17 protein-coding genes are annotated in these 19421 nt (G+C 75.0%); 5 read left to right on the top strand and 12 right to left on the bottom strand.

Annotated elements, in window-relative coordinates; translation table 11 throughout:
• Positions 1-81: 81 nt before the first annotated feature.
• Complete coding sequence (locus BLU95_RS36785) at positions 82-942, bottom strand: LysR family transcriptional regulator (protein ID WP_093863807.1); 861 nt, start codon at positions 940-942, stop codon at positions 82-84.
• Between the two features lie 303 nt (positions 943-1245).
• Between BLU95_RS36785 and BLU95_RS36780 the strand changes: the two genes are divergently transcribed.
• The 4 genes from BLU95_RS36780 (at position 1246) to BLU95_RS36765 (ending at position 4230) form a co-directional block, all read left to right on the top strand.
• The gene (locus BLU95_RS36780; RefSeq protein WP_093865406.1) at positions 1246-2112 is read left to right on the top strand and encodes an EamA family transporter; all 867 of its coding nucleotides are present in this window, start codon (positions 1246-1248) and stop codon (positions 2110-2112) included.
• Positions 2113-2430: 318 nt separating this feature from the next.
• Entirely contained in the window at positions 2431-2631 is a 201-nt protein-coding gene (locus BLU95_RS36775) for a hypothetical protein (protein ID WP_093863806.1), read from the top strand.
• A gap of 91 nt (positions 2632-2722) precedes the next feature.
• Positions 2723-3397, top strand: a complete 675-nt coding sequence (locus BLU95_RS36770) for a restriction endonuclease (RefSeq protein WP_231978077.1) — start codon at positions 2723-2725, stop codon at positions 3395-3397.
• Positions 3398-3489: 92 nt separating this feature from the next.
• Positions 3490-4230: an AraC family transcriptional regulator gene (locus tag BLU95_RS36765; protein ID WP_093863805.1), complete on the top strand. Its 741-nt coding sequence runs from the start codon at positions 3490-3492 to the stop codon at positions 4228-4230.
• On the opposite strand, the gene BLU95_RS36760 is transcribed toward BLU95_RS36765, so the two are convergent.
• From BLU95_RS36760 to BLU95_RS36745, 4 genes are all read right to left on the bottom strand, one after another.
• Positions 4209-4871, bottom strand: a complete 663-nt coding sequence (locus tag BLU95_RS36760; RefSeq protein WP_093863804.1) for a class I SAM-dependent methyltransferase — start codon at positions 4869-4871, stop codon at positions 4209-4211. The two genes, BLU95_RS36765 and BLU95_RS36760, sit on opposite strands and share 22 nt — an antisense overlap.
• A gap of 130 nt (positions 4872-5001) precedes the next feature.
• The gene (locus BLU95_RS36755; protein ID WP_093863803.1) at positions 5002-5622 is read right to left on the bottom strand and encodes a hypothetical protein; all 621 of its coding nucleotides are present in this window, start codon (positions 5620-5622) and stop codon (positions 5002-5004) included.
• Between the two features lie 544 nt (positions 5623-6166).
• Positions 6167-8017, bottom strand: coding sequence for a methyltransferase (locus tag BLU95_RS36750; protein ID WP_093863802.1), 1851 nt, complete (start codon positions 8015-8017; stop codon positions 6167-6169).
• A gap of 115 nt (positions 8018-8132) precedes the next feature.
• Positions 8133-9353, bottom strand: a complete 1221-nt coding sequence (locus tag BLU95_RS36745; protein WP_502689763.1) for a 4-hydroxybenzoate 3-monooxygenase — start codon at positions 9351-9353, stop codon at positions 8133-8135.
• Between the two features lie 177 nt (positions 9354-9530).
• On the opposite strand from BLU95_RS36745, the gene BLU95_RS36740 reads away from it, so the two are divergent.
• Complete coding sequence (locus BLU95_RS36740) at positions 9531-10217, top strand: aspartate/glutamate racemase family protein (protein WP_093863801.1); 687 nt, start codon at positions 9531-9533, stop codon at positions 10215-10217.
• Between the two features lie 74 nt (positions 10218-10291).
• Here BLU95_RS36740 and BLU95_RS36735 read toward each other — a convergent pair whose 3' ends face one another.
• The 7 genes from BLU95_RS36735 to BLU95_RS36705 all read right to left on the bottom strand — a co-directional run bounded on the left by BLU95_RS36735 (position 10292) and on the right by BLU95_RS36705 (position 19406).
• Positions 10292-11359 carry a hypothetical protein gene (locus tag BLU95_RS36735; RefSeq protein WP_093863800.1) on the bottom strand — a complete coding sequence of 356 codons (1068 nt, stop codon included), beginning with the start codon at positions 11357-11359 and terminating at the stop codon, positions 10292-10294.
• Complete coding sequence (locus tag BLU95_RS36730) at positions 11356-12624, bottom strand: cytochrome P450 (RefSeq protein WP_093863799.1); 1269 nt, start codon at positions 12622-12624, stop codon at positions 11356-11358. Before BLU95_RS36730 ends, BLU95_RS36735 begins: the two co-directional genes overlap by 4 nt.
• Complete coding sequence (locus BLU95_RS36725; protein WP_159425154.1) at positions 12621-15791, bottom strand: PEP/pyruvate-binding domain-containing protein; 3171 nt, start codon at positions 15789-15791, stop codon at positions 12621-12623. The genes BLU95_RS36730 and BLU95_RS36725 overlap by 4 nt, the downstream gene beginning before the upstream one ends.
• Positions 15788-16501, bottom strand: a complete 714-nt coding sequence (locus BLU95_RS36720; RefSeq protein WP_231978076.1) for a nitroreductase family protein — start codon at positions 16499-16501, stop codon at positions 15788-15790. Before BLU95_RS36720 ends, BLU95_RS36725 begins: the two co-directional genes overlap by 4 nt.
• Entirely contained in the window at positions 16498-17166 is a 669-nt protein-coding gene (locus BLU95_RS36715) for a methyltransferase family protein (RefSeq protein ID WP_159425153.1), read from the bottom strand. The genes BLU95_RS36720 and BLU95_RS36715 overlap by 4 nt, the downstream gene beginning before the upstream one ends.
• Entirely contained in the window at positions 17163-17933 is a 771-nt protein-coding gene (locus BLU95_RS36710) for an AfsA-related hotdog domain-containing protein (RefSeq protein ID WP_093863797.1), read from the bottom strand. Before BLU95_RS36710 ends, BLU95_RS36715 begins: the two co-directional genes overlap by 4 nt.
• A 375-nt stretch (positions 17934-18308) precedes the next feature.
• The gene (locus BLU95_RS36705) at positions 18309-19406 is read right to left on the bottom strand and encodes a vWA domain-containing protein (protein ID WP_093863796.1); all 1098 of its coding nucleotides are present in this window, start codon (positions 19404-19406) and stop codon (positions 18309-18311) included.
• Between the last annotated feature and the right edge of the window lie 15 nt (positions 19407-19421).

The raw sequence follows: 19421 nt of genomic DNA, 5'->3' as shown, positions 1-19421 counted from the left end.
CGGGCCTGCCGCAATCCACCCGTCCGGCGGCGCCGGGCCGACGGGGCGCGGCGCGGGTCCTGCCTCCTGCCACGACCCCGGTCAGGTCCCGGACAGCAGCTCGCGGATCAGGCGGACCAGCGCCGGGACGGCCGGGTGCGGCGGGGTGTCGGCGCGCCGGGCGAGGAACAGCGGTACCGGCGGGGCGTCGGCGAGCGGCCGGTAGGCGATCATCGGGTGGCTGTGCAACCGGGGGGTCGCCGACGTCGAGACACCCACGGCGCGGCCACCGGCGATCGCGGTGAGCCACTCGTCGGTGTTGTCGACCTCGATCGTCGCCGGGGGCCGGGCCCCGGGCGGCCAGAGGTCGAGGGTGGTGGTGCCGGCGACCGTGTTCAGCGCGACCGGCCGGGCGGCGAGGTCCGCGAGCGTGAGGGTGGCCCGCCCGGCGAGCTCGCTGTCCGCGGGAACGGCCGCCACCCGCTCCTCCTCCAGCAGCAGTTCGGTGACCAGCCCGGGTGCGGTGACCTCGCCCCGCAGCAGGGCGACGTCCGCCCGGCCCCGGGCGAGACCGGCGGTGCGGTCGTCGATCCGGCGCAGTTCGAGCGGCTGGTCCGGGTGCTCGCGGTCCCAGCGGCGCAGCAGGGGCACGGTGTACTCGCCGAGCGCGGGCCAGGGGTGGCCGAGGCGCAGCGGGAGGACGGTGAGAGCGCGGGGGTCGAGGGCGAGGTCGACGGCGGCGAGGGCGGCCGCGGCCCGGTCGCGGAAGGCCCGGCCGGCGACGGTCAGCTCGAGGTGGTGGGTGGAGCGGTCGATCAGCCGGGTGCCCAGGTGCTGCTCCAGCTGGCGCAGGGTGCGGGACAGGGCCGGCTGGCCGGTGTGCAGACGGACCGCGGCGCGGGTGATCGTGCCTTCCTCGGCGATGGCGAGGAACGCTCGCAGGTGGCGCAGCTCGATGGTCATGCCCGGGGAGCATAACCGCCGTCGGACCGGCATTTCACGCGCCGGGGGCGGATTCCTAGCGTGGAGGGCATGACGAGCTTGACGGACACGGGTTCAGGGAGCACGGCCACGGGTGCGCCGGCGGGATTCTCGGCGGGCGGCCGCCTCCGGAGCGGCGGCGCACGACGGGCAGGGGGCGGGCTACGGGGCGGGGGCGGGCCACGGGCCGGGGGCGGGTTACCGGCCGGGGGCGGACCGCTGACAGGCGGCGGACTCCGGACGGTGAGCGTGCCCGCCCGGGCGGGCCGTGCCACCGGTGTCGGCATGGTGCTGGCCGGCACCCTCTCCGTGCAGTTCGGGTCCGCCGTCGCCGCCCTGCTGTTCCCCCGGGCCGGCGCCCTGGGCACCGTGGCGCTGCGGGTGACGATCACGGCCGTGCTGCTGCTCGCCGTCTGCCGGCCCCGGCTGCGCGGGTACGGCCGGGCGGACTGGTCCGTCGCGGGCGCCTACGGCATCGCGCTCGGCGGGATGAACATCCTCTTCTACCAGGCGATCGACCGGATCCCGCTCGGCCCGGCGGTGACCCTGGAGGTCCTCGGACCGCTGCTGATGTCGGTCGTCGCCACCCGGCGGGCGGCCGGCGTGCTGTGGGCCGGGCTGGCGTTCACGGGCGTCCTGCTGCTCGGGCGGGACGGCTTCGACCGGCTCGACCCGGCGGGTGCCGGCTTCGCGCTCGGCGCGGGCGCGATGTGCGCGGCCTACATTCTGCTCGGCTCCCGGGCGGGGCGGCGCTTCCCCGGGCTGGACGGGCTCGCGGTGGCGATGACCGTGTCCGCGCTGATGAGCCTGCCGCTGGGGGTCGGTTCGGCCGGCGCCACCCTGCTGGAACCCGGGGTGCTGGGCCTCGGACTGGCGGTGGCGCTGCTGTCCTCCGGGCTGCCGTACACGCTGGAGCTGCTGGCGCTGCGACGGCTGTCGGCGCCGGTCTTCGCCGTCCTGACCGGGCTGGCCCCGGCGGTCGGGGCACTGGCCGGATTCCTGGTGCTGGGGCAGGAGCTGTCGGCGGCCCAGTGCCTGGCGGTGGTCCTGGTGGTGGCGGCCGGCGCGGGCGCGGTCCGGGCGGGCACCCCGAGGTCACCGGGCGGACGGCGCGCCCGCCCGCGCGACCCCGGTTCGGTCCGGCGCGGGTGACCGACGGAGAGCGGTCCGGCACGGGTTACCGACGGGGCTCGGCGCGGGTTACCGACGGGGCTCGGCCCGGTGCGGACCACGGACCGGGCGCGGTCCCCCCGCCTCACGATCGGCCCTTCGCCCGCCGAACGCGGGATCGAAGGACGAATGCCCCGGCAGCCCCCGGACGTCACGAATGCGCCAGTCCGACAGTTCGGATCCGGCCGAATTCCCCGCACCACCCCCCGAGAGCCCCCGGCGCCCGCCATGCTCACCAGCGGCAACGCGCTCCGAGTAGTCGGAGCGTCACACACCGTTGACGAGGGTCCGGGTGGGCACGTGCAGTACTCGATCAGCGCGGCGGCGTTCGTCGCGATCATCATCCTGATCCGGCTCCGGCGCCGGACCGAGGCCCGCAGCCGGGGCGACGAGGCGTTCACCGTGTTCAGCAGCATCGTGCTCGGCGTCCTGATCGCCGGCACGGCCTGGGGGCACGCGATCCTCCAACTCGTCGGCGTGGCCGCCCGGGCCACCCAGTGACCGGGGCGGCAGGCGGTTGACCGGTCGCCGAACTCCCGTACGGCGTCGCGGGCGTGGCCGCCGCCCACCGGGCGATGCGACAACCTGGCTGGTGGGCACGGCGGTCGCGGTCGGCGCGGCCGTCCCGGTGCTGCGCTGGCTGGCGGCGCACTGGTGGCTGCCCGTCCTCGCGGCCGTCGCGACCGCCGTCGCGGTGGCGGCCGCGACGCACCGGCGGCTCCGCGCGGCGCCCGAACAGCGCTCGCGCACCGCGCGGTTGCGGCTGGCGCTGACCGGCCCGGGCGGCCTCGACCGGCTGACCCCGGACGCCTTCGAGTACGCGGTGCGGGACCTCCTGGAGCGGGACGGCTGCCGCGCGCGCAAGGTCGGCGGGACGAACGACCGGGGCGTGGACGTCCTCGCCGAGGACCCGACGGGCCGCCGCTGGGCGGTGCAGTGCAAGCACAAGCGGGACCCCGTCGGCGGCAGACCGGTGGGCGTCGGCGTCCTGTACGCGCTCGCCGGCACCTACCGGCGCAGCCACGGTGCCCATGTCGCCGTCGTCGTCACGAACGGCCGTTTTTCCCGCGAGGCGCTCAAGTGGGGGGCGGAGCAGGGCATCCTGCTCGTCGACCGACCCTCGCTGGCTAGCTGGGCCGGGGGCGGCGACCCGCTCCGGGAGGTCCTGTCCCGCGTTCCGGAGCCCCGCGTTCCGCAGGCCTGCATCCCGGGGCTCCGCGTCCCCGGGCCCCGCGTACCGGCGCCCCGCCGGGGCCGCCCCCGGTGACGGGCCGACCGCCGACCACCGACCACCGACCACCCACCCGTGCGGCTACCGGGCGGTGCCACCGCCGGGCGGGCTCTGGCAGGATCGGCCCAATGGAGAACGGCGAGGGGACGGGGCCCCGGCTGGTCGTCGGGGCGGGGTACGCGCTGTACCGGGGACCGCTCGCGGACAGCCACACCCACCGGCACGCGGCCTTCCAGGTCGCCTTCGCGCTCGGGGCGGCCGACCCCGTGCCCACGGTGACGGCCACCGACGCGGACGGCGTGCGGCACTGCGGCGCCGCACTCGTGGTGGCACCGATGGTCCGCCACCGAATGCACCCGGTAAGGCAGTTGGTGACCTACTTCATCGACCCGCACTGCGCGTTCGCGGACCGGCTGCGGTCCCCCGGCGGCCGGGGCATCACGGTCGCGCCGCAGTGGCGCGGCCTGCGGGAGGAGCAGGTCCGCCCCGGCGGGGCGCTGCCCTCGGCCCGGGTCGACCCCCGGCTGCGCGCGGCGCTGGAGGCCGCCGGCGACGACGACGTCCCACTGGCCGGTCTGGCCGCACGGGTCGGGCTCTCCCCGCAGCGCCTGCGGGCCCTCGCGCAGGAGCAGTTGGGCCTGCCGCTGGCGCGCTGGCGGATCTGGCGACGGCTGGCCCGCGCGGCCGACGCGCTGCGCGCGGGCAGCACCCCGGCCGAGGCCGCGCTCCTCGGCGGCTTCGCGGACCAGGCGCACTTCGGCCGCCGGATGCGGGAGATGACGGGGCTGACGCCCGCCGCGGTGCTCCCGGCCCTGCGCCCTGCGGACGGCCGGGAACCCGCGAACGGTCAGGGCCGGCGCGCCACGTAGAGCGAGAGGGAGCCGGTGAGCGTCGCGACGGTCTCGCTCTCCCGCACGTCCTGGAAGCCCGCCTCCGCGATCAGCCGGGGCAGGACGCCGTCGGCGTTGGGCTGGGTGTCCGCCTTCCCGTCGGCCAGTTGCACGACCCGGAACGCCAGCCGCATCGCGGCCGTGCGCTGCTTGCCGTAGTCGGCGATCACCAACTTGCCGCCGGGGCGCAGCGTCTCGTGCATCGCGGCCAGTACCGCGCGCTTCATCGGGACGGGGCACTGGTGCAGGACGAGGCTGGAGACGACGGTGTCGGCCGTCCCGGCGCCCACGAGCCCCGCCACGGCGTCACCCATGCCGAGCCGCCACTCCGGGGCGTTGTCCGCCGCGCCGACGGCGGCGGACTTGCGCCGCGCCACGGCCAGGGCCTCCGGGTCGGGGTCGACGCCGATCACGGTGGCGCGCGGCTCGACCCGGTTCAGGAGCACCGCCAGCGAACCGGTGCCGCAGCCGACGTCGACGACCACGTCCTGCGGCCGCGGCGCGACGTGCATGGCGACCAGGCTGCGCCACAGCCGCTCGCGAGTGAGGGCGACCACCGGGTCGTAGAGGCGGACCGGCGCGAAGCGTCCGGCGGCGGGGGTGAAACTGCGTTCGCTCATGGACAGCAGTCTTGACGTGACATCAGGGTCGCGTCTTGAACGAATCGCTCGCCGCGGGCGCGCCCGTACCGCCCCGGACCGCCCCGGACCGGTCCGGACCGACCCGTGCCGACCCGGACCGGTCCAGCCGTCAGGAGTGGGCGCGTTCCCAGAGTTCGGTGACCTTGCCGGAGGCGTCGACGGCCACCTTGTAGTCGCCCGCCGAGCAGGGGTAGGAACCCTTCTCGCTGTGCGGGGAGGCGAGGCACTCGTTGATGTGCTTGACGACACCGGCCAGGTCGACGTCCTTCGGGGCCGCCATCACCGAGCTGAGGTGACCCTTGGCGGTGGGTGCGAAGGCCGCGGTCCGGTCGGCGCCGACCGGTTCGAAGGACACGTCGTTGACACCACAGGCGTCCTTGGTGTCCCGGTAGGTGAGGGTGCCGGTGGTGGTCCCCTTCACCGGGTAGATCCACTTCTGACCGGCGGGCAGCGGCACATGGGTGCAGAAGCCCTCCGGCTCGTCGGAGCCGGGCGAGGCGACCGAGGCGGACGCACCGGGCGTAGCGGGCGCCGGGGACGCCGGCGGCGCAGTGGTCGGCGCGGCGCCCTTGGTGGCGGGCACGCCGGTCCCACCGGGCCCGGTGGCGGCGGCCGGGGCGGTGGTGCCCTTGGCGCTCTGGTCGGGCGAGTTGTCCGGACCGCAGGCGGCCAGGCCGAGTGCGGCGGTCGTGACGAGCGCCGCAGCGAGCAGTCTCCTGGAAAAGGGCATGACGAAGGAACCCCCGTGTCAACACATGATCAGATGAATGGTGCGGCCGACACACTAGCGTCTTTCGCGGGCGAACCCTTCCGCCACCGCGAGCCGCACCTCGTCGAGGACCTCGGAGGACGGCAACGGCCCGGGCCGCCCCACCCGCACGGGGGTGGGGCGGCCCGGGGCCTGCTGGGTGAAGCCGGCGGTGAGGCCGGTGGCGGTTCCGCCGCCGGCGGGGGTGGCCCGCTGGTTCCACTGCCCGCTGTTGTAGTCGCCGTCGCGTTCGACGAGTACCGATGGCCCGGGACGAGCAGGGCGGGTGGAGCCGACGGCGTTGGACGGTCCGTCGGCGCGGTGATGGGGTGGCGGGGCGGCGGGGCGGCGGCAAGAGCGGCGAGAGCGAGGTCGAACTCCAGCTTTGGTCGGGGCGGGGCATCACCGAACTCCGGCATGCGGCGTACCCGGTACATCAGTACGTGCGCGGGCCCGCACCAAGGAGTGCGGGCCCGCGCACGCCGGCCGCTTCGCGCCCGGGTCCGGCCGGCCGGCCGGCGGGCCCCTACGGGCGGGTGGGGCGGCGGGCGTGGAGGAGGGCGGCGTCGAGCGGGAGGGGGGTGTGGGCGAGGAGGTCCAGGCCGGCGGCAGCGAGGAGGTCGGCGTAGTGGTCGGCGCGGCGCTCGCGGCCGCCGACGTTGCACATCATGTGGACGTCCCAGGCGGTCGCCAGGGAGGCGGATCCGTCGGCGGGCAGCAGGCGTTCGACGATCAGCAGGTCCGCGTGCGCGGGCATCGCACGCTCGCAGTGGCGCAGGATGGCGCGGCAGCGGTCGTCGTCCCAGTCGTGCAGCACCCGGGACAGCAGGTAGACGTCGCCCTCGGCCGGGACGTCGGCGAAGTCGCCGGACCGGTAGGCGCAGCGGTCGGCGCAGCCGGCCTCCGCCATGGTGCGGCGGGCGGCCTCGACGGCGTGCGGGCGCTCCAGGAGCACGCCGCGCAGCCCCGGGTGGGCGGTGAGGACCCGGGCGAGGAGTTCGCCGTTGCCGCCCGCGACGTCCACGACGGTGCCGCCGCCGGGTCGCGCGGCCGCGGCGGCGAGCGCGGGGTGGGCGGGGACGGGGTCGAACATGCGGGTGCTGGCGGCCATCGAGCGGTCGAACAGGTCGGCGAGTTCGGGGTCGCGGGCGAAGTGGTCGAAGTGGTTCTCGCCGAACAGGTGGTCGAAGGCGGTCTCGCCGGTGCGCACGGTGTGGTCGAGGGCGCCGAAGGAGTGGTAGAACGGTCCGCCGTACATCAGGGCGAGCGGCCGCATCGACGCCGGGGCGTCCTCGCGGAGCAGGGCACCGACCTCGGTGAGGCGGACGCGCTCCCCCTCGGCGGTCACCACGCCGAGCATCGCGAGGTAGCGCAGCAGGGTGGCCAGGGCCCGGGGATCGGTAGCGGTGCGGCGGGCCAGGGCGGCCCGGTCGATCGGCTCCCCCGGCGGGACGGCGTCGGGCAGGCGCAACCGGGCGGCGGCTGCCAGTGCCTGGGTGGTCCAGGCTCCGGTGAGCAGGCGCAGGAGCGTTTCGGCAGGCTGGTCGGCCGGCGCACCGGCGGACGGGCGGGTGCCGGCGGACGGGCGGGTGCCGGTGCGGTCGGCCGTGCTGCCGGACATGGTGTCGGACGTGCTGTCCGCCAGGTGGCCGGCCAGGACGTCGCGGTGGTCGCCCGGTGCGTACAACTCCACCCGCCGGTACCCCGCCAGCGAGGAGGCGGGCGCGGTGAAGTAGAACACGGTGCCGTTCTCGTGCGGGTTGTGGCCGCCGCCGTCGGGGACGGCGCCCCGGTCGGCGAGCAGGGCGCACAGTCCACGCAGGAGCAGCGGTTCCGGGCGCAGGACCTCGAAGGCGAGATGTGCCTCGTGCTGGTGGGCCCGCTCGTGCTCGGCGACGGCCCCCAGGTCCGAACCCGCCGGAACGGTCAGCGCGAACACCTCGACCGCGCGTCGGGTGCCGTCCGCCGCCCGCACCCCGGGGCGCAGGATCGACACGTCGAGTCCGGCGGCGTCGCGGCCGTGCCGGGCGGCGAGCCGGTCGCGGACGACGGAGCTGGGGAGCGGCGGGGCGTCGGCGGTCAGGCCGCAGGCCGCGAGCTCGGCGCGCAGGGTCGCCGGGTCGGGCGGGAACACCAGCACGGCCGCATGGGCGAAGGACAAGTGGCGTGTGAGGGAGTGCAGTTGTGGCCCGTCGAGGCCGGGGAGGAGGAGCGGGAGGAGGGTGGCGGTGTCGTGGCGCCGGACGAAGTCGGCGGCCGCACGCAGACAGGCGGCGTCGTCGGCCCGGCCGTCCGGACCGGTGGCGGGCGCGACAACGGCGGCAGCGGTCACGGCGCCGGCGGTCGTGGCAGGGGTGGTCGTGGCGGGAGTGGTCATGGCAGGGGTGTCCTCGGTGCGGTGCGCCGGCGGCCGGTGCTGCTCGGTGGGCCGACGGGGGATCGGTGAGCTGTCGGGGATCGGGAACGTGCGGTGAGGCGGTTCGCTCAGCCGCTCAGAGGCCGACGTAGTTCTCGGCGAACCAGTCCTGCTGGGCGCGCGAGGTGCGCAGCGCCTCCAGCCGGGCGCGGCGGAGTCCCGCGTCGAAGCCCGACGGGACGCCGGACGGGGTGGGCGTCGCGTGCAGCAGCCGGACCATCCAGTGCGAGAACTCCATCGCGCGCCAGATGTGCTCCAGGCAGCGCCGGGAGTAGTCGGCCAGGGCCCGGCCGTCGCCGTGCGCGAGGTCGTCGACGAGGGCGGCGGCCAGGAGTTCCGCCTCCAGTACCGCGAGGTTCGCCCCCTTGGCCGCCGACGGGGTGGGCATGCTCGCGGCGTCGCCCGCGAGCAGCAGGGAACCGTGGCGCAGCGGTTCGACGACGTCGCTCTCCAGGTCGACGACGGTGCGCGCGACGACGCTCCCCCGGTGCAGCGGGCCGTGCCGTGCGGCACGCATCCGCAGGTCCAGCTCGTGCCAGACCCGGTCCTCGTCCCAGTCCTCGGGCGCGGTGCCGCGCTCGCACTCGAGGTAGTAGCGGGTGATGTCGGAGGTGCGGGCCATGTGGCCGGCGAAGCCACGCTCGTGCACCGCGTAACCGACCGCGTCCAGGCTGGGCGGTGCCTCGACCAGCAGGCCCAGCCAGGACAGGCCGTGGTCGTGGCGGTGGACGACCGCGCCGGGCGGCAGTGAGCGGCGGGCGGCGCCGTGCCGGCCGTCGCAGCCGGCGACGTACCGGGCGCGCCACCGGAGGGGCTCCCCGTCGGGCCCGCGTGCCTCGACGGTCGGGTGTTCGCCGTCGAGGTCCAGGACGCGTTGGGCCTCGGTGCCGAACCGGACCTTCCCACCGGCCTCCTCGAAGGCGGCGAGCAGGTCCGCGACGAGGTACTGCTGCGGGTAGACGGTGTGGCGCTCGCCGCGGGCGAGCCGGGCGTAGTCGAGGCGGAAGCTGCCGTCCTCGGTGCGGAACTCGCAGGTGGCGTGGGGTCGGCCGCGGCGGCGCAGGCCATCGCCGAGGCCGTGGCGGTCCAGGATCCGGACGGTGTTCTCGGCGAGGAAGCCGGCCCTGGCCCGGCTGTGCAGGCGGGCCCGGTCGGCGCGTTCCAGGACGACGCAGTCGATGCCGTCCCGGTGCAGCAGGTTGGCGAGGACCAGACCGGCCGGTCCCGCGCCGAGGACGACCACCTGGCTGTGGGTCGGGCTGTCGGTCGGGCTTCCGGCGGTGTTGTCCGTGGTCAAGGAATTCTGACGCTCAGTCACAGGAAGTGGATCATAATCACCGCTGGATACATGAAACGACGTAAATCACCCTCACGGGTGAATAGGGTGACAATGATTCCTTTCCGGTCGTGGATGTCGATCGTCCACCCACGGTCCGGTTCGCGGCTCCCCCGGCGGCCGTGGCAGAGTGGCGCGATGAAGACCATCGGCCTGCTGGGCGGTATGAGCTGGGAATCCACCGCGACCTACTACCGCCTCCTCAACGAACTCACCCGGGACCGGCTCGGCGGCCTGCACTCCGCCAAGTGCGTGCTCTACTCGGTGGACTTCGCCGAGGTCGAGCGGCTCCAGGCCGCCGGGGAGTGGGAGGCCGCGGGCCGGCTGCTCGCCGATGCCGCCCGCGCGGTCGAGGCGGCGGGCGCGGAACTGCTGCTGATCTGCACCAACACCATGCACAAGGTCGCCGACCAGGTGGCCGGCGCGGTGTCCGTCCCGCTGCTGCACCTCGCCGACGCGACGGCAGCGGCGGTCCTGGCCGCCGGGGTGACGCGGGTCGGGCTGCTGGGCACCGCCTTCACCATGGAACAGGACTTCTACCGGGACCGGCTGGCCTCCCACGGACTGGACGTCATGGTGCCCGATCCGGCGGGCCGGGCCCTGGTGCACCGGGTGATCTACGAGGAGCTCTGCCTCGGCGTGGTGCGCGAGGAGTCCCGGGCCGAGTACCGCCGGGTGATCTCCGAGCTGGTCGCGGAGGGCGCGGAGGGCGTGATCCTCGGCTGCACCGAGATCGAGCTCCTGGTCGGGCCCGGCGACAGCGCCGTCCCGGTCTTCCCCACCACCCGCATCCACGCCGAGGCCGCCGTCACCGCCGCGCTGTGACTCCGGTGCCGCGGACGGCCCCCCGGGGAGGGCCCGCCCCGGGGAGGTGACCCGGCCCCGGGGGGTCCCGGTCCCTACGAAGTGCCCCCCAGGCCGATCAGCAGATGGCAGACGAACACGGCCGGCAGGTAGCCGACCACGGCCCCGACGGGCCAGCGGGCCGCCCCGGTCCGACCGAAGCGACGGGCGGCGAGGGCCGCGAGGGCGACCGGCAGCAGCGCCAGCCACCCCCACCCGGCCGGTCCGCCGGCCCACGGCCGCAGCACCGCCAGCGACACCGCCGCGGACGCCACGGCGGAACCGAGCGCGAACGCGACGGTCCCGCGCAGGCCGAAGACCCGGACATAGGTGCGCTCGTGCGCGCCCGGCACGCGGACGACCTTGCGGACCAGTTCGTGGTGGGTGGCGGCCAGCATGATCACCGCCAGCAGCGGCAGCACGTGCCTCCCGGCCCGTGCGACCGTGTCCCCGTCCAGCCCCGTGTCGTGCAGGAAGACCGCGTACAGGTAGAGGTTGAGCAGCATCTGGACCGGGGAGCTCAGCAGGACGCCGCTGACTACGGCGTCGCCCCGCGGCCACCCCAGCCGCAGCTCGGCCCCCACCAGCAGTGCGGTGTAGACGAGTTGGGCGGCGATCAGCAGCAGGGCGGCCCGGTTGGCGGCGTTGAGGAGGAGCAGGAAGGCGGCCCCGGCACCGAAGAGGAGGTACAGGTCGCGCGGCAGTACGGCGCCGCGCGCCAGCGGGCGGGACGGGTTGTGGCGCCGGTCGTACGGCAGGTCGCGCAGGTCGTCCGCGGCCCGCATCAGGAGCAGGTCGACCAGCACGGTCAGCGCGGCGCCCACCGTGCCCCAGCCCGGCCGCCAGTGCCCGACCCGTGCGTCGGCGGCGGCGAACAGTCCGGTGGCGCCCACCGCCCACACCCCGGCGAACACCACCGACAGGGGCAGCGGGAAGCTGCCGCGCAGGAAGGCACCGAGGCGGACGGCGAGCGGCCCCGGGTCGGCAGGGGCGCCGGTCGGGGCGGGTGCCCCTGCAGCGGCGCCCGCCCTTGCAGCGGCATCCGCCCCCGGACCGGCGCCCGCTTCCGGGGCGTGCCCCGCCTCCGGGCCGGTGGCGGCGGACCGGGCGGCCGGAGTGCTCACGCCGGCCGCCCCTCCGCGGCGGGGACCGCCGCGCCGCCGGCCGCCGTCCAGCGGACCGGCAACTGCCAGACGCCGTTGATGAACATCGTCCGCCGCCAGTCCAACTCGTCCTCGGGAACGGCGAGTTCCAGCACCTCGAAGCGGTTCAGCAGCGCGCTGACGCCGATCTGCAGCTCGGCCCGGGCGAGTTCGGCGCCCAGGCACAGATGGCGGCCGTAACCGAAGGCGAGGTGGGAGCCCGCGTCCGCACGGTCCGGGTCGAAGGCGTCCGGGTCGGCGAAGACGGCCGGGTCACGGTTGGCCGTGTCGGTGAGCGGCACCACGATCCGCCCTGCCGCGACCGGGCAGCCACCCAGCACGGTGTCCTCGGTCACCAGGTGCGGTGCCCCGCCGGTGTTGTTGAGGGAACTGAAGCGCAGCATCTCCTCGACCGCCGCCGGGATCCGCTCGGGCTCCGCGCGCAGGCGCTTCACCAGGTCGGGGTGGCGCAGCAGGAGCAGCACGCACATGCCGAAGGAGTTGCCGGTCGTCTCGTAGCCGGCCATCAGCATGCCCGAGCCGAGGGACACCACCTCCCGGGCGGACAGCCGCTGGTCGGGATCGTCGTCCGGGCGCAGCGCCAGCCTGGTGAGCAGGTCGTCCGCCGGGGTGCCCGCCTCGGCGGCGCGCCGCTTGCCGTCGACCAGCGCGGTGAAGTACTCGTCCATCCGTGCCTGGGCGGCGGCGACCTCCTCGCGGGTGTGGCCGGAGGTGGACATGAGGATGTCCACCTCCGCGCGCAGCATCGCGCCGTCCTCCAGCGGGACGCCGAGCACCTCGCAGATGACCCGCATCGGGAAGGGCACGGTGAAGCCGCCCACCAGGTCGCTCTCACCGGCGCCGGCACCCGCGGTCAGGTCGTCGAGCAGTTCCTCGGCGACGGCCTCCAGGCGCGGCCGCAGCAGGCGGACCTGCCGGGCGGTGAACGCCGGGAGGATCGCCCGCCGACGCCGGGTGTGGTCGGGTGCGTCGGCGGTGGCCAGCAGGACGGACTCGGTCTTGCGGGCGAACAGCGGGCGGGCCAGCTCGGTGTAGCCGGCCCGGCTGAAGCGGGCGTCGCCGAGCACGGCCGTGACGTCCTCGTGCCGGGTGACCAGCAGGGCGGGCTGCCCGCTGGACAGCTGCACCGGGTGCGGGGCACGGGCGTGCAGGACGTCGTGGTACGCGTCCGGCGGGCGCACGTCCCCGGCGGGCGGGAAGGGGAAACGGGCCGGGTCGTCGGTCATGTCCTGTCGCCCTTCTCGGTGCCGGCGGGCCGGTCGGTCGGAACGGGGCCGTCGGCGGTCGCCGTCCTGCCGGTCGGAACGGCCCCGTCGGCGGTGGTGGTCCCGTCGGTCGGAACGGGGCCGTCGGCGGTCGCCGTCCTGTCGGTCGCAACGGCCCCGTCGGCGGTGGTGGTCCCGTCGGCCGGAACAGCCTCGTCGGCGGTGGCGGTCCCCTCGACCGTGGTGGCCCCGTCCACCGGCACCGCCCCGGCCGGTTCCCCGGGCTCCCCCGGTTCCTCCGGCTGTTCGGACGGCGGCAGCAGCCGCACCGTCCCGGCCGCGCCGTCGATCTCGATCCAGGCGCCGTCGGGTATCGCCGTGGTGGCCCCCGGGACGGCGACCACGGTGGGGACGCCGAGCAGGCGCCCGGTGATGGCCGTGTGGGACAGCAGGGTGCCGCGTTCGACGACCATGCCGGTCGCGGACATCATCAGGAACAGCCAGCCCGGATCGGTCTCCCGGGCGACCAGGATCCGCCCGGCGGCGAGGTCCGGGTCGGTGGACGGGTCCAGCACCACCTTGGCGCGGCCGCGCACCACACCGCCGCTGGAGCCGATGCCCCGCAGCACGCCGTCGTCCGCGGCGGCGGCCTCGCCCACCGCGCTCGCCCCCGGCAGCGCCCGGGCGAGCGGAAGTCCGGCGGGGGTGCTCAGCAGGGCGGGACGCTGCGGGGTCTTCTCCCAGCGCTCGCGCTGCGTGCGACGCAGCACCACCAGGGCGCGCAGGTCGGTCACGGTGCCGGTGCCGTCGAAGGCGCCGATGACCTCCTCCACGGTCAGGTCGGCGACGTCGAGCGCGTCGTCCAGGACGCCGGTGCGGGCGAGTTCCGCGCCGAGCCGCCACATCACGTCACGCGACAGCCCGAACAGCTGGGTGCGGCAGAACCGGGTGTCCTCGCGGATCCGGGCGAGGTCGCGGGCGAGGGAGGTGACGCCGAGCAGGACGGCCCGCCGGGCCGGGTTCGGCAGCACCTCGCGCAGTCGCTCGCGGGCCCTCCGGGCGGCCGCCTGCTCGTCGGCCCGGCTCGCCGCCACCGTCGCGCCCTGGCGCACCAGCGGGCGGATCAGCGCGAGCACCGTCCACGGGCGCTGGCGCGGCGTGGGCTCCTCCAGCTTCAGGTCGTGCAGCGCCCGGTCGCCGTAGCGGGCGACGTAGCCGCGTGCGGCATCGCCGACGGCCGCGCCGTGCCGGCCTTCGACGATCTGCTGCCACAGCTGCTCGGGATCGCTCGCGTCGTCGAGCACGGCAGCCCGCAGTTCGGGGACGGCGCCGACGAGTTCGGCCAGGCCCATCGCCGCGCGCACCGCCTCCAGCGAACGGTTCTCCCGCCCGCCGCCCATCAGCCCGACCAGGACCTGCGGGCCCTCACCGGTCCAGCGGCGCAGCAGGACGCTGCCCGCGCCGAGCACGACGAGTGCGATGAACGCGTTCACCAGGGTGACGCCCCAGCGCTCGCCGGCACGCTCCCAGAGCCGCCGGTAGAAGGCGATCAGCTCCTCCGGCGAGTCGCCGACGGTCTCGGCCTCGGCCATCTGCCGGTCCCACCAGCGCAGGAAGCTCTTGACCTGCCACGGGTGGAGGGCGCTGCGCCAGGCCAGCCGGGGCAGTGCCAGGGCGACGGCCGGGGCGGCCCAGCGACGCTCGCCGCGGGCCGGACCGGTGATGCCCATCGCCTGTTCCCAGCCCCGGCGCACGAGTTCGAACATCGGCATCTGCCCGTGCAGGGCGTGCCAGTCGTCCAGCCGGTAGTAGACCTGGCCCTCCAGGTAGCCGACCATCCGGGCGAGGCGGTGGGCGTTGTCCCGCACCCAGGACTCGGGCACGCCCATCCGCCGGTAGAGGTCGGCGAAGGAGCGGCGGTAGAACTCGCGGGACTGGGAGTAGGTCAGCGCGCCGGAGACGCCGGGGAAGCTCTCGGTGATGTTGTGGTTGCCCCAGTGGGTTCGGGCACCCCCGGGCTGCTCCGGCGCGGCGGTGCCGGTCGCCGGGCCGGCGCCGGCCGGGGCGGTGGTTGTGATCGTTGCCGTTGCCGTTGCTGTCGCCGTTGCTGTCGCCGTTGCCGTGGGCGGCGCGGTGACCAGCGGGCGGGCCTGGAGGAGGTGGACGACACCGTCCTCGGTGAGGGCGCCCTCGATGTCCTGGGGGACGCCGAAGAGTTCCTCCACCCGAGCGGCCAGCTCCGCCACCGCGCGCACCTGGTCGTCGTCCAGCACCGGAACGTCGGCGAGTTCGGCGGCCACCGGCAGCAGCACCGGAGAACCGGCGGCGGCATCCGCGGGCAGGCCCATCGACCACTGCTTGCGCACGGTCAGCGCGGTCACCTGGTCGGTGGCCGGATCGTGGAAGAAGTGGTCGATGTCCGCCTTCTCCTGGACGACGCCCTCGCCGATGCCGTAGGCGGCCGCGATGACGCGGCGCACCGCGCCGTCGCGCGGGTCGCGGGTGAACGCGACGAACGAGCGGGTGCCGAGCACCATCCGCTGGACGCCGACCGCCACCCTGGCCCGCAACGGGTCCAGGCCGCGCAGGGCCCGGTAGCGCACGGCCTGCGGGTTGAACGCGGAGGCCCAGCAGCGCAGGACGGCGTCCTCGAGGCCGTCCTCGTCGACGTAGAGGAAGCTGTCGCTCATGCCGGCGAACGGGTCGACCGCGCTGTCCTCGCCGATCGCCTCGGCCGGCTCGGCCCCCTCGGCCGCGCCGGTCTCCGGTGCGGCGGCAGCGGAGGCGTCGTCGGCACCGGACGCGGCAGCACCGGACGCGGCGGCGGCCGGGACCACGCACGCCCGGACCGCGACCAGGCCGTCCGGCCCGGCGACGGCCGCGAACTCCTTGCGGATCCGCTCGGCCAGCGCCACCGGCAGCCGCGCGCCGCCCAGGGCCTCCCGGGCAGCCGCGCACCAGGCCTCCACCTCCGCCGGGCCGGCGCCGTCCGCCGGCCCGGCCGGCAGGGTCGGGCGCAGCGCGTCAAGGGCCTCGTCGAAGGCGGCGGCGGGCAGGCAGAAGAACTCCGGCACCCGGAACCCGGCCCGCCGCAGCACCTCCTGCCGGGCGAACTTGTTGCCGACCCGCGCGGCGTCGGCCAGCACCTCGCCGCCGTCCGTCGTCGTGGTCACCACGAGTTCGGTCATGCGCTCCCACCGCCCCATCCCGTGCCGCCCCAGCCGTCCAGGTGCAGCACGCTGTCCACCGGCCGGCGCGGCGCCGGTCCGAATCCGTCCCCCAGCACGTGCGCGGTGGGGATCAGGGCCCCCTGGCGCACGTCGCCCGGCAGCCCGAGGAGGTCGGCGACCTCCTGCTCGGCGTCCAGGTGCACCGTCGTCCACGCCGTTCCCAGGCCGCGGGCGCGGGCGGCGAGCATGTAGCTCCAGGCGGCGGGGAGGAGCGAGCCCCACACCCCCGCCTGGTTGGCCGCCGTGAGCCGGCGGCTGCCGAGCTCCAGGCACGGGACCACCAGCACCGGCACCTCGTGCAGGTGCTCCGCCAGGTGCCGGCCACCGGCCAGCATCCGGTCCGACACCCCGTCGGCCGCCGCGGTGTCCCCGGTCGCGGCGGCGGTGGCGGCGGTCGCCCCGGCGGCCGGCGGGTAGCGGGCCTCGAACGACCTCCGGTAGACCTCGGCGATCCGCTTGCGCAGCCCGTCCTCGGCCACCACCAGCCAGTGCCAGCGCTGGGTGTTGCCGCCGTTGGGCGCCTGGAGCGCGATCTCCACGCACTCGCGGACCAGGTCGAGGTCCACCGGGCGCGAGAGGTCCAGCCGCAGCCGCACCGAACGCGTGGTCGTGAGCAGTTCGTCCGGTGTCGCCGGCACCGCGACCCGCGGGCGGGCGGAGGCGCTCACCAGAGACCCGGCACGAGGCGGGAGTGCCCGGCCGCGTAGTCGCGGTAGCCGGGGATGTTCAGCAGCATCCGCTCCTCGGTGCGGATCCGGAAGGTGATCGCCGCGGCGAGCACCACCAGCAGCGCCACGCTCAGCGGGTTCAGGAAGAACACCACGAAGCCGACGTGCGCCGACAGCATTCCCGCGTAGGCGGGGTGGCGGATGAACCGGTAGACGCCCCAGGTGACGACCTGGTGGTCCGTCTGCCGGGTCACGTGGTGCGAGTAGAACCGCCCCAGCGTGCGGATCGCCACCTGCCGCAGCACGACCCCGCCGACGAACACCGCCGCCGGGAGCAGCAGCAGCGGCGACCACTCGTCCCAGGGCAGCGGCCCCAGCACGGCCGCGGACACGGTCGCGATCCGGGCCGTCGCGTAGAACAGCAGTGACGCCGACTCACGCGGCGCCGAGCCGGAGGTCCGGAAGGTCACCGGGATCTCGACCGCCAGCCACGCCAGGTAGAAGGCGGCCAGCACGGCCGCCACCAGGTCCACCCCCTCGCCCGCGTGCCGCAGGTGGACCACCAGCCCGGTGGCCACCGCGCTCACCGCGACCACGAACAACAACTGCGGTGCCCGCACCGCCCACGACGAGCCCGTGCCCGCCGTCTGTTCCGCCCCGCTCACTTCGCCGACCTCCGCTTCAAGTAACCCGCGCGACTGAGGGTGTGGACGCCGATCTGCATCCGGCCGTACCCCTCGCCGCTCTCCGCGTCCACGACCGCGAACCCGTACACCGCGCGCGCCCCGCGCGCCGGTGCGAACTCCCACCGCAACTCCAACGGCACCTCGATCGGCAGGCCGGTCGGCAGGTCCGCCTCCAGCGACAGCCAGAGCATCTGCGCGTCGACGTCCCGCCCGTGGGCCGTGTGGCCGAGCATCGTCGCCATCTGCCGGGCCGACTCGACCAGCGCCCCCGGGGTGTGCACCCCGCCGCCCGCCAGCCGGTGGCCCGTCGGCGGAACCAGCACCGCGGCCCGTTCGACCCGCACTGCACCGCCCAGCAGGACGTTCTCCGGCCGGTGCCGGTGCACCAGCCCCGGATCGGCGGGTACCGCGGCCTCCCGCCCCGTTCGGAGCGGGGAGGGTGTCCCGCCCAGGCGGATCGTGGCCCGGCTGACGGCCTCGCCGTCCTGCAACGCCGCCAGCTCCCACGCCGGCCCGTCGTCGGCCGCGATCGGGCCGCCGCTCAGCCACACCGGCGAACCCAGCTCACACATCCGGTCGAAGCTCATCGTGAGCCGCAGCCGGCCACCGTCCGCATCGAGCTGTTCCGGTGCCCGGGCCCCGACGAAGTCCAGCACTCCCGCCACCAGCACCATTCCGGGCACATGGTCCAGCGGGTGATCGAAGAAACACACGTCCTTCTCGTCCACCACCACCGGGACGACCACTCCCGGCCCCGATCCGCCGACATTTGCGGACGGAACCCCATCTGTTTGGTCGAATCCCTCCCCCCGGAAGTCTTCTGACGAACTGTCATGAACCGATGGAACGTCAGTTCCATATGAGACACCTGGTACCAACGAGGTCACGGGCCGAGGTAACCATCGATCACCTGTCCGAGCAACCCGGACCGGTCCACACCCCGACCGGACCCCGCCGGCGACCAAAAACACCCGCAACGATGGCCGAAAACCCCGTCGCCGACACCACCCCGCTGCATCCCCCCGGACAGAGCCGGGAGGGCAGGGGGGGCACCCCGGCCCGGGACGGGGCAACCCGGGGAGGCCCGGGACGGCGGGGCCGCCGCTCCGGGCCGCACCCGACTACGGCTGCAGCATGACGAGAAGCTCCGTACCCGGCACCAACTTCCGGTTGACGGAGGTGGACTGGACGAACACCGTGTAGGCCGGATTGTCGCCGGGCTTGACCGTGGCCTCCGAGGACGGCAGGCCGAGCAGTCGGCGGGCCGCCGGGCCCGAGAACACCCTGCCTGTCATCCGGCCGGTGGCCGGGTCCTTCTCCGCGACGGCGAGCTGCTTGCCGCCCTGGATCCGCTCCCGCTTGGACAGCTCGTAGAAGGCGCAGCCCGTCCGGTAGGTGTGCCCGGCGCCGGTGACGAACTCGCGGATGGGCAGCTGCTTGTCGACCGGGACGAGCGCGTACGCACCCGGGTCCAGGGCGTCGAGCTCGGCGGTGACCTCGGCGGCGCTGAGGTCCTGGCCCATGGTGAAGAGGTTCTTGGTGCCCCGGACACCCTTCTCGCGGCCGCGCAGGAAGCTCGTGGCGGCGGACTTGACGGTGCCGATGGCCTCCTCGACGCCCTTGCTGGAGTCGGCGTCCCAGATCGCGATATTGCCCGCGGGGAATCCGTACTCCTGGGCGGTGCGCTTGGCCAGCGAATTCGGGACCAGAATCGCCGAGGTCCAGTGGTCGGGCAGCCCGGCCATGGCCGTGTGGATCCGCTCCATCCACCCCTGCAGCACGGCCTTCCCCTTGGCGCCCGGAATGCGGATGTGCATCTTTCCGCTCTCGGAACAGCCGGAGGCGTTCTCCTCCCCGTCGGTCACGACGACCTGGAGGAAGGAGTGCTCCCCGTAGCCCTCCCAGATGTTCTTCAGATCGTCGACGGACTTCACGGCCGCCTCGATCAGCGCCGTCGCGCCGTTGTCGACCCGGTAGAGGCCCTTCAGCGAGGGCAGGTGCTTGACGTCCATGTCCCAGACGAGGTTCCGCACTTCGTGGTCGAAGGCGTAGAGGCTGATCCTGGTCTCGTGCCCGAGCCGGTCGGACTCCTCCTGGAGACCCTTGACGAACTCGTCCACGACCCGGACCAGCTGCTGCTCGTGCTGGCGCATCGAGCCGGACTTGTCGACCACCAGCGAAACGTGGTTGACCTTGTGGTCGATCCTGTTCGTGGACATTCTTCTCCCCTTTTC

Origin of the sequence: Streptomyces sp. TLI_053 (genome assembly GCF_900105395.1) — a bacterium.
Taxonomy (GTDB): Bacteria; Actinomycetota; Actinomycetes; order Streptomycetales; family Streptomycetaceae; genus Kitasatospora.
This window is presented reverse-complemented; position numbering and strand designations above follow the sequence as displayed.

Coding starts and splice junctions, on each gene's coding strand:
- BLU95_RS36755 (WP_093863803.1), bottom strand. CDS start 5,622: ATGCCCTTTTCCAGGAGACTGCTCGCTGCGGCGCTCGTCACGACCGCC.
- BLU95_RS36725 (WP_159425154.1), bottom strand. CDS start 15,791: ATGACCGAACTCGTGGTGACCACGACGACGGACGGCGGCGAGGTGCTG.
- BLU95_RS36760 (WP_093863804.1), bottom strand. CDS start 4,871: ATGAGCGAACGCAGTTTCACCCCCGCCGCCGGACGCTTCGCGCCGGTC.
- BLU95_RS36780 (WP_093865406.1), top strand. CDS start 1,246: ATGGTGCTGGCCGGCACCCTCTCCGTGCAGTTCGGGTCCGCCGTCGCC.
- BLU95_RS36785 (WP_093863807.1), bottom strand. CDS start 942: ATGACCATCGAGCTGCGCCACCTGCGAGCGTTCCTCGCCATCGCCGAG.
- BLU95_RS36730 (WP_093863799.1), bottom strand. CDS start 12,624: ATGACCGACGACCCGGCCCGTTTCCCCTTCCCGCCCGCCGGGGACGTG.
- BLU95_RS36750 (WP_093863802.1), bottom strand. CDS start 8,017: ATGACCACTCCCGCCACGACCACCCCTGCCACGACCGCCGGCGCCGTG.
- BLU95_RS36705 (WP_093863796.1), bottom strand. CDS start 19,406: ATGTCCACGAACAGGATCGACCACAAGGTCAACCACGTTTCGCTGGTG.
- BLU95_RS36765 (WP_093863805.1), top strand. CDS start 3,490: ATGGAGAACGGCGAGGGGACGGGGCCCCGGCTGGTCGTCGGGGCGGGG.
- BLU95_RS36740 (WP_093863801.1), top strand. CDS start 9,531: ATGAAGACCATCGGCCTGCTGGGCGGTATGAGCTGGGAATCCACCGCG.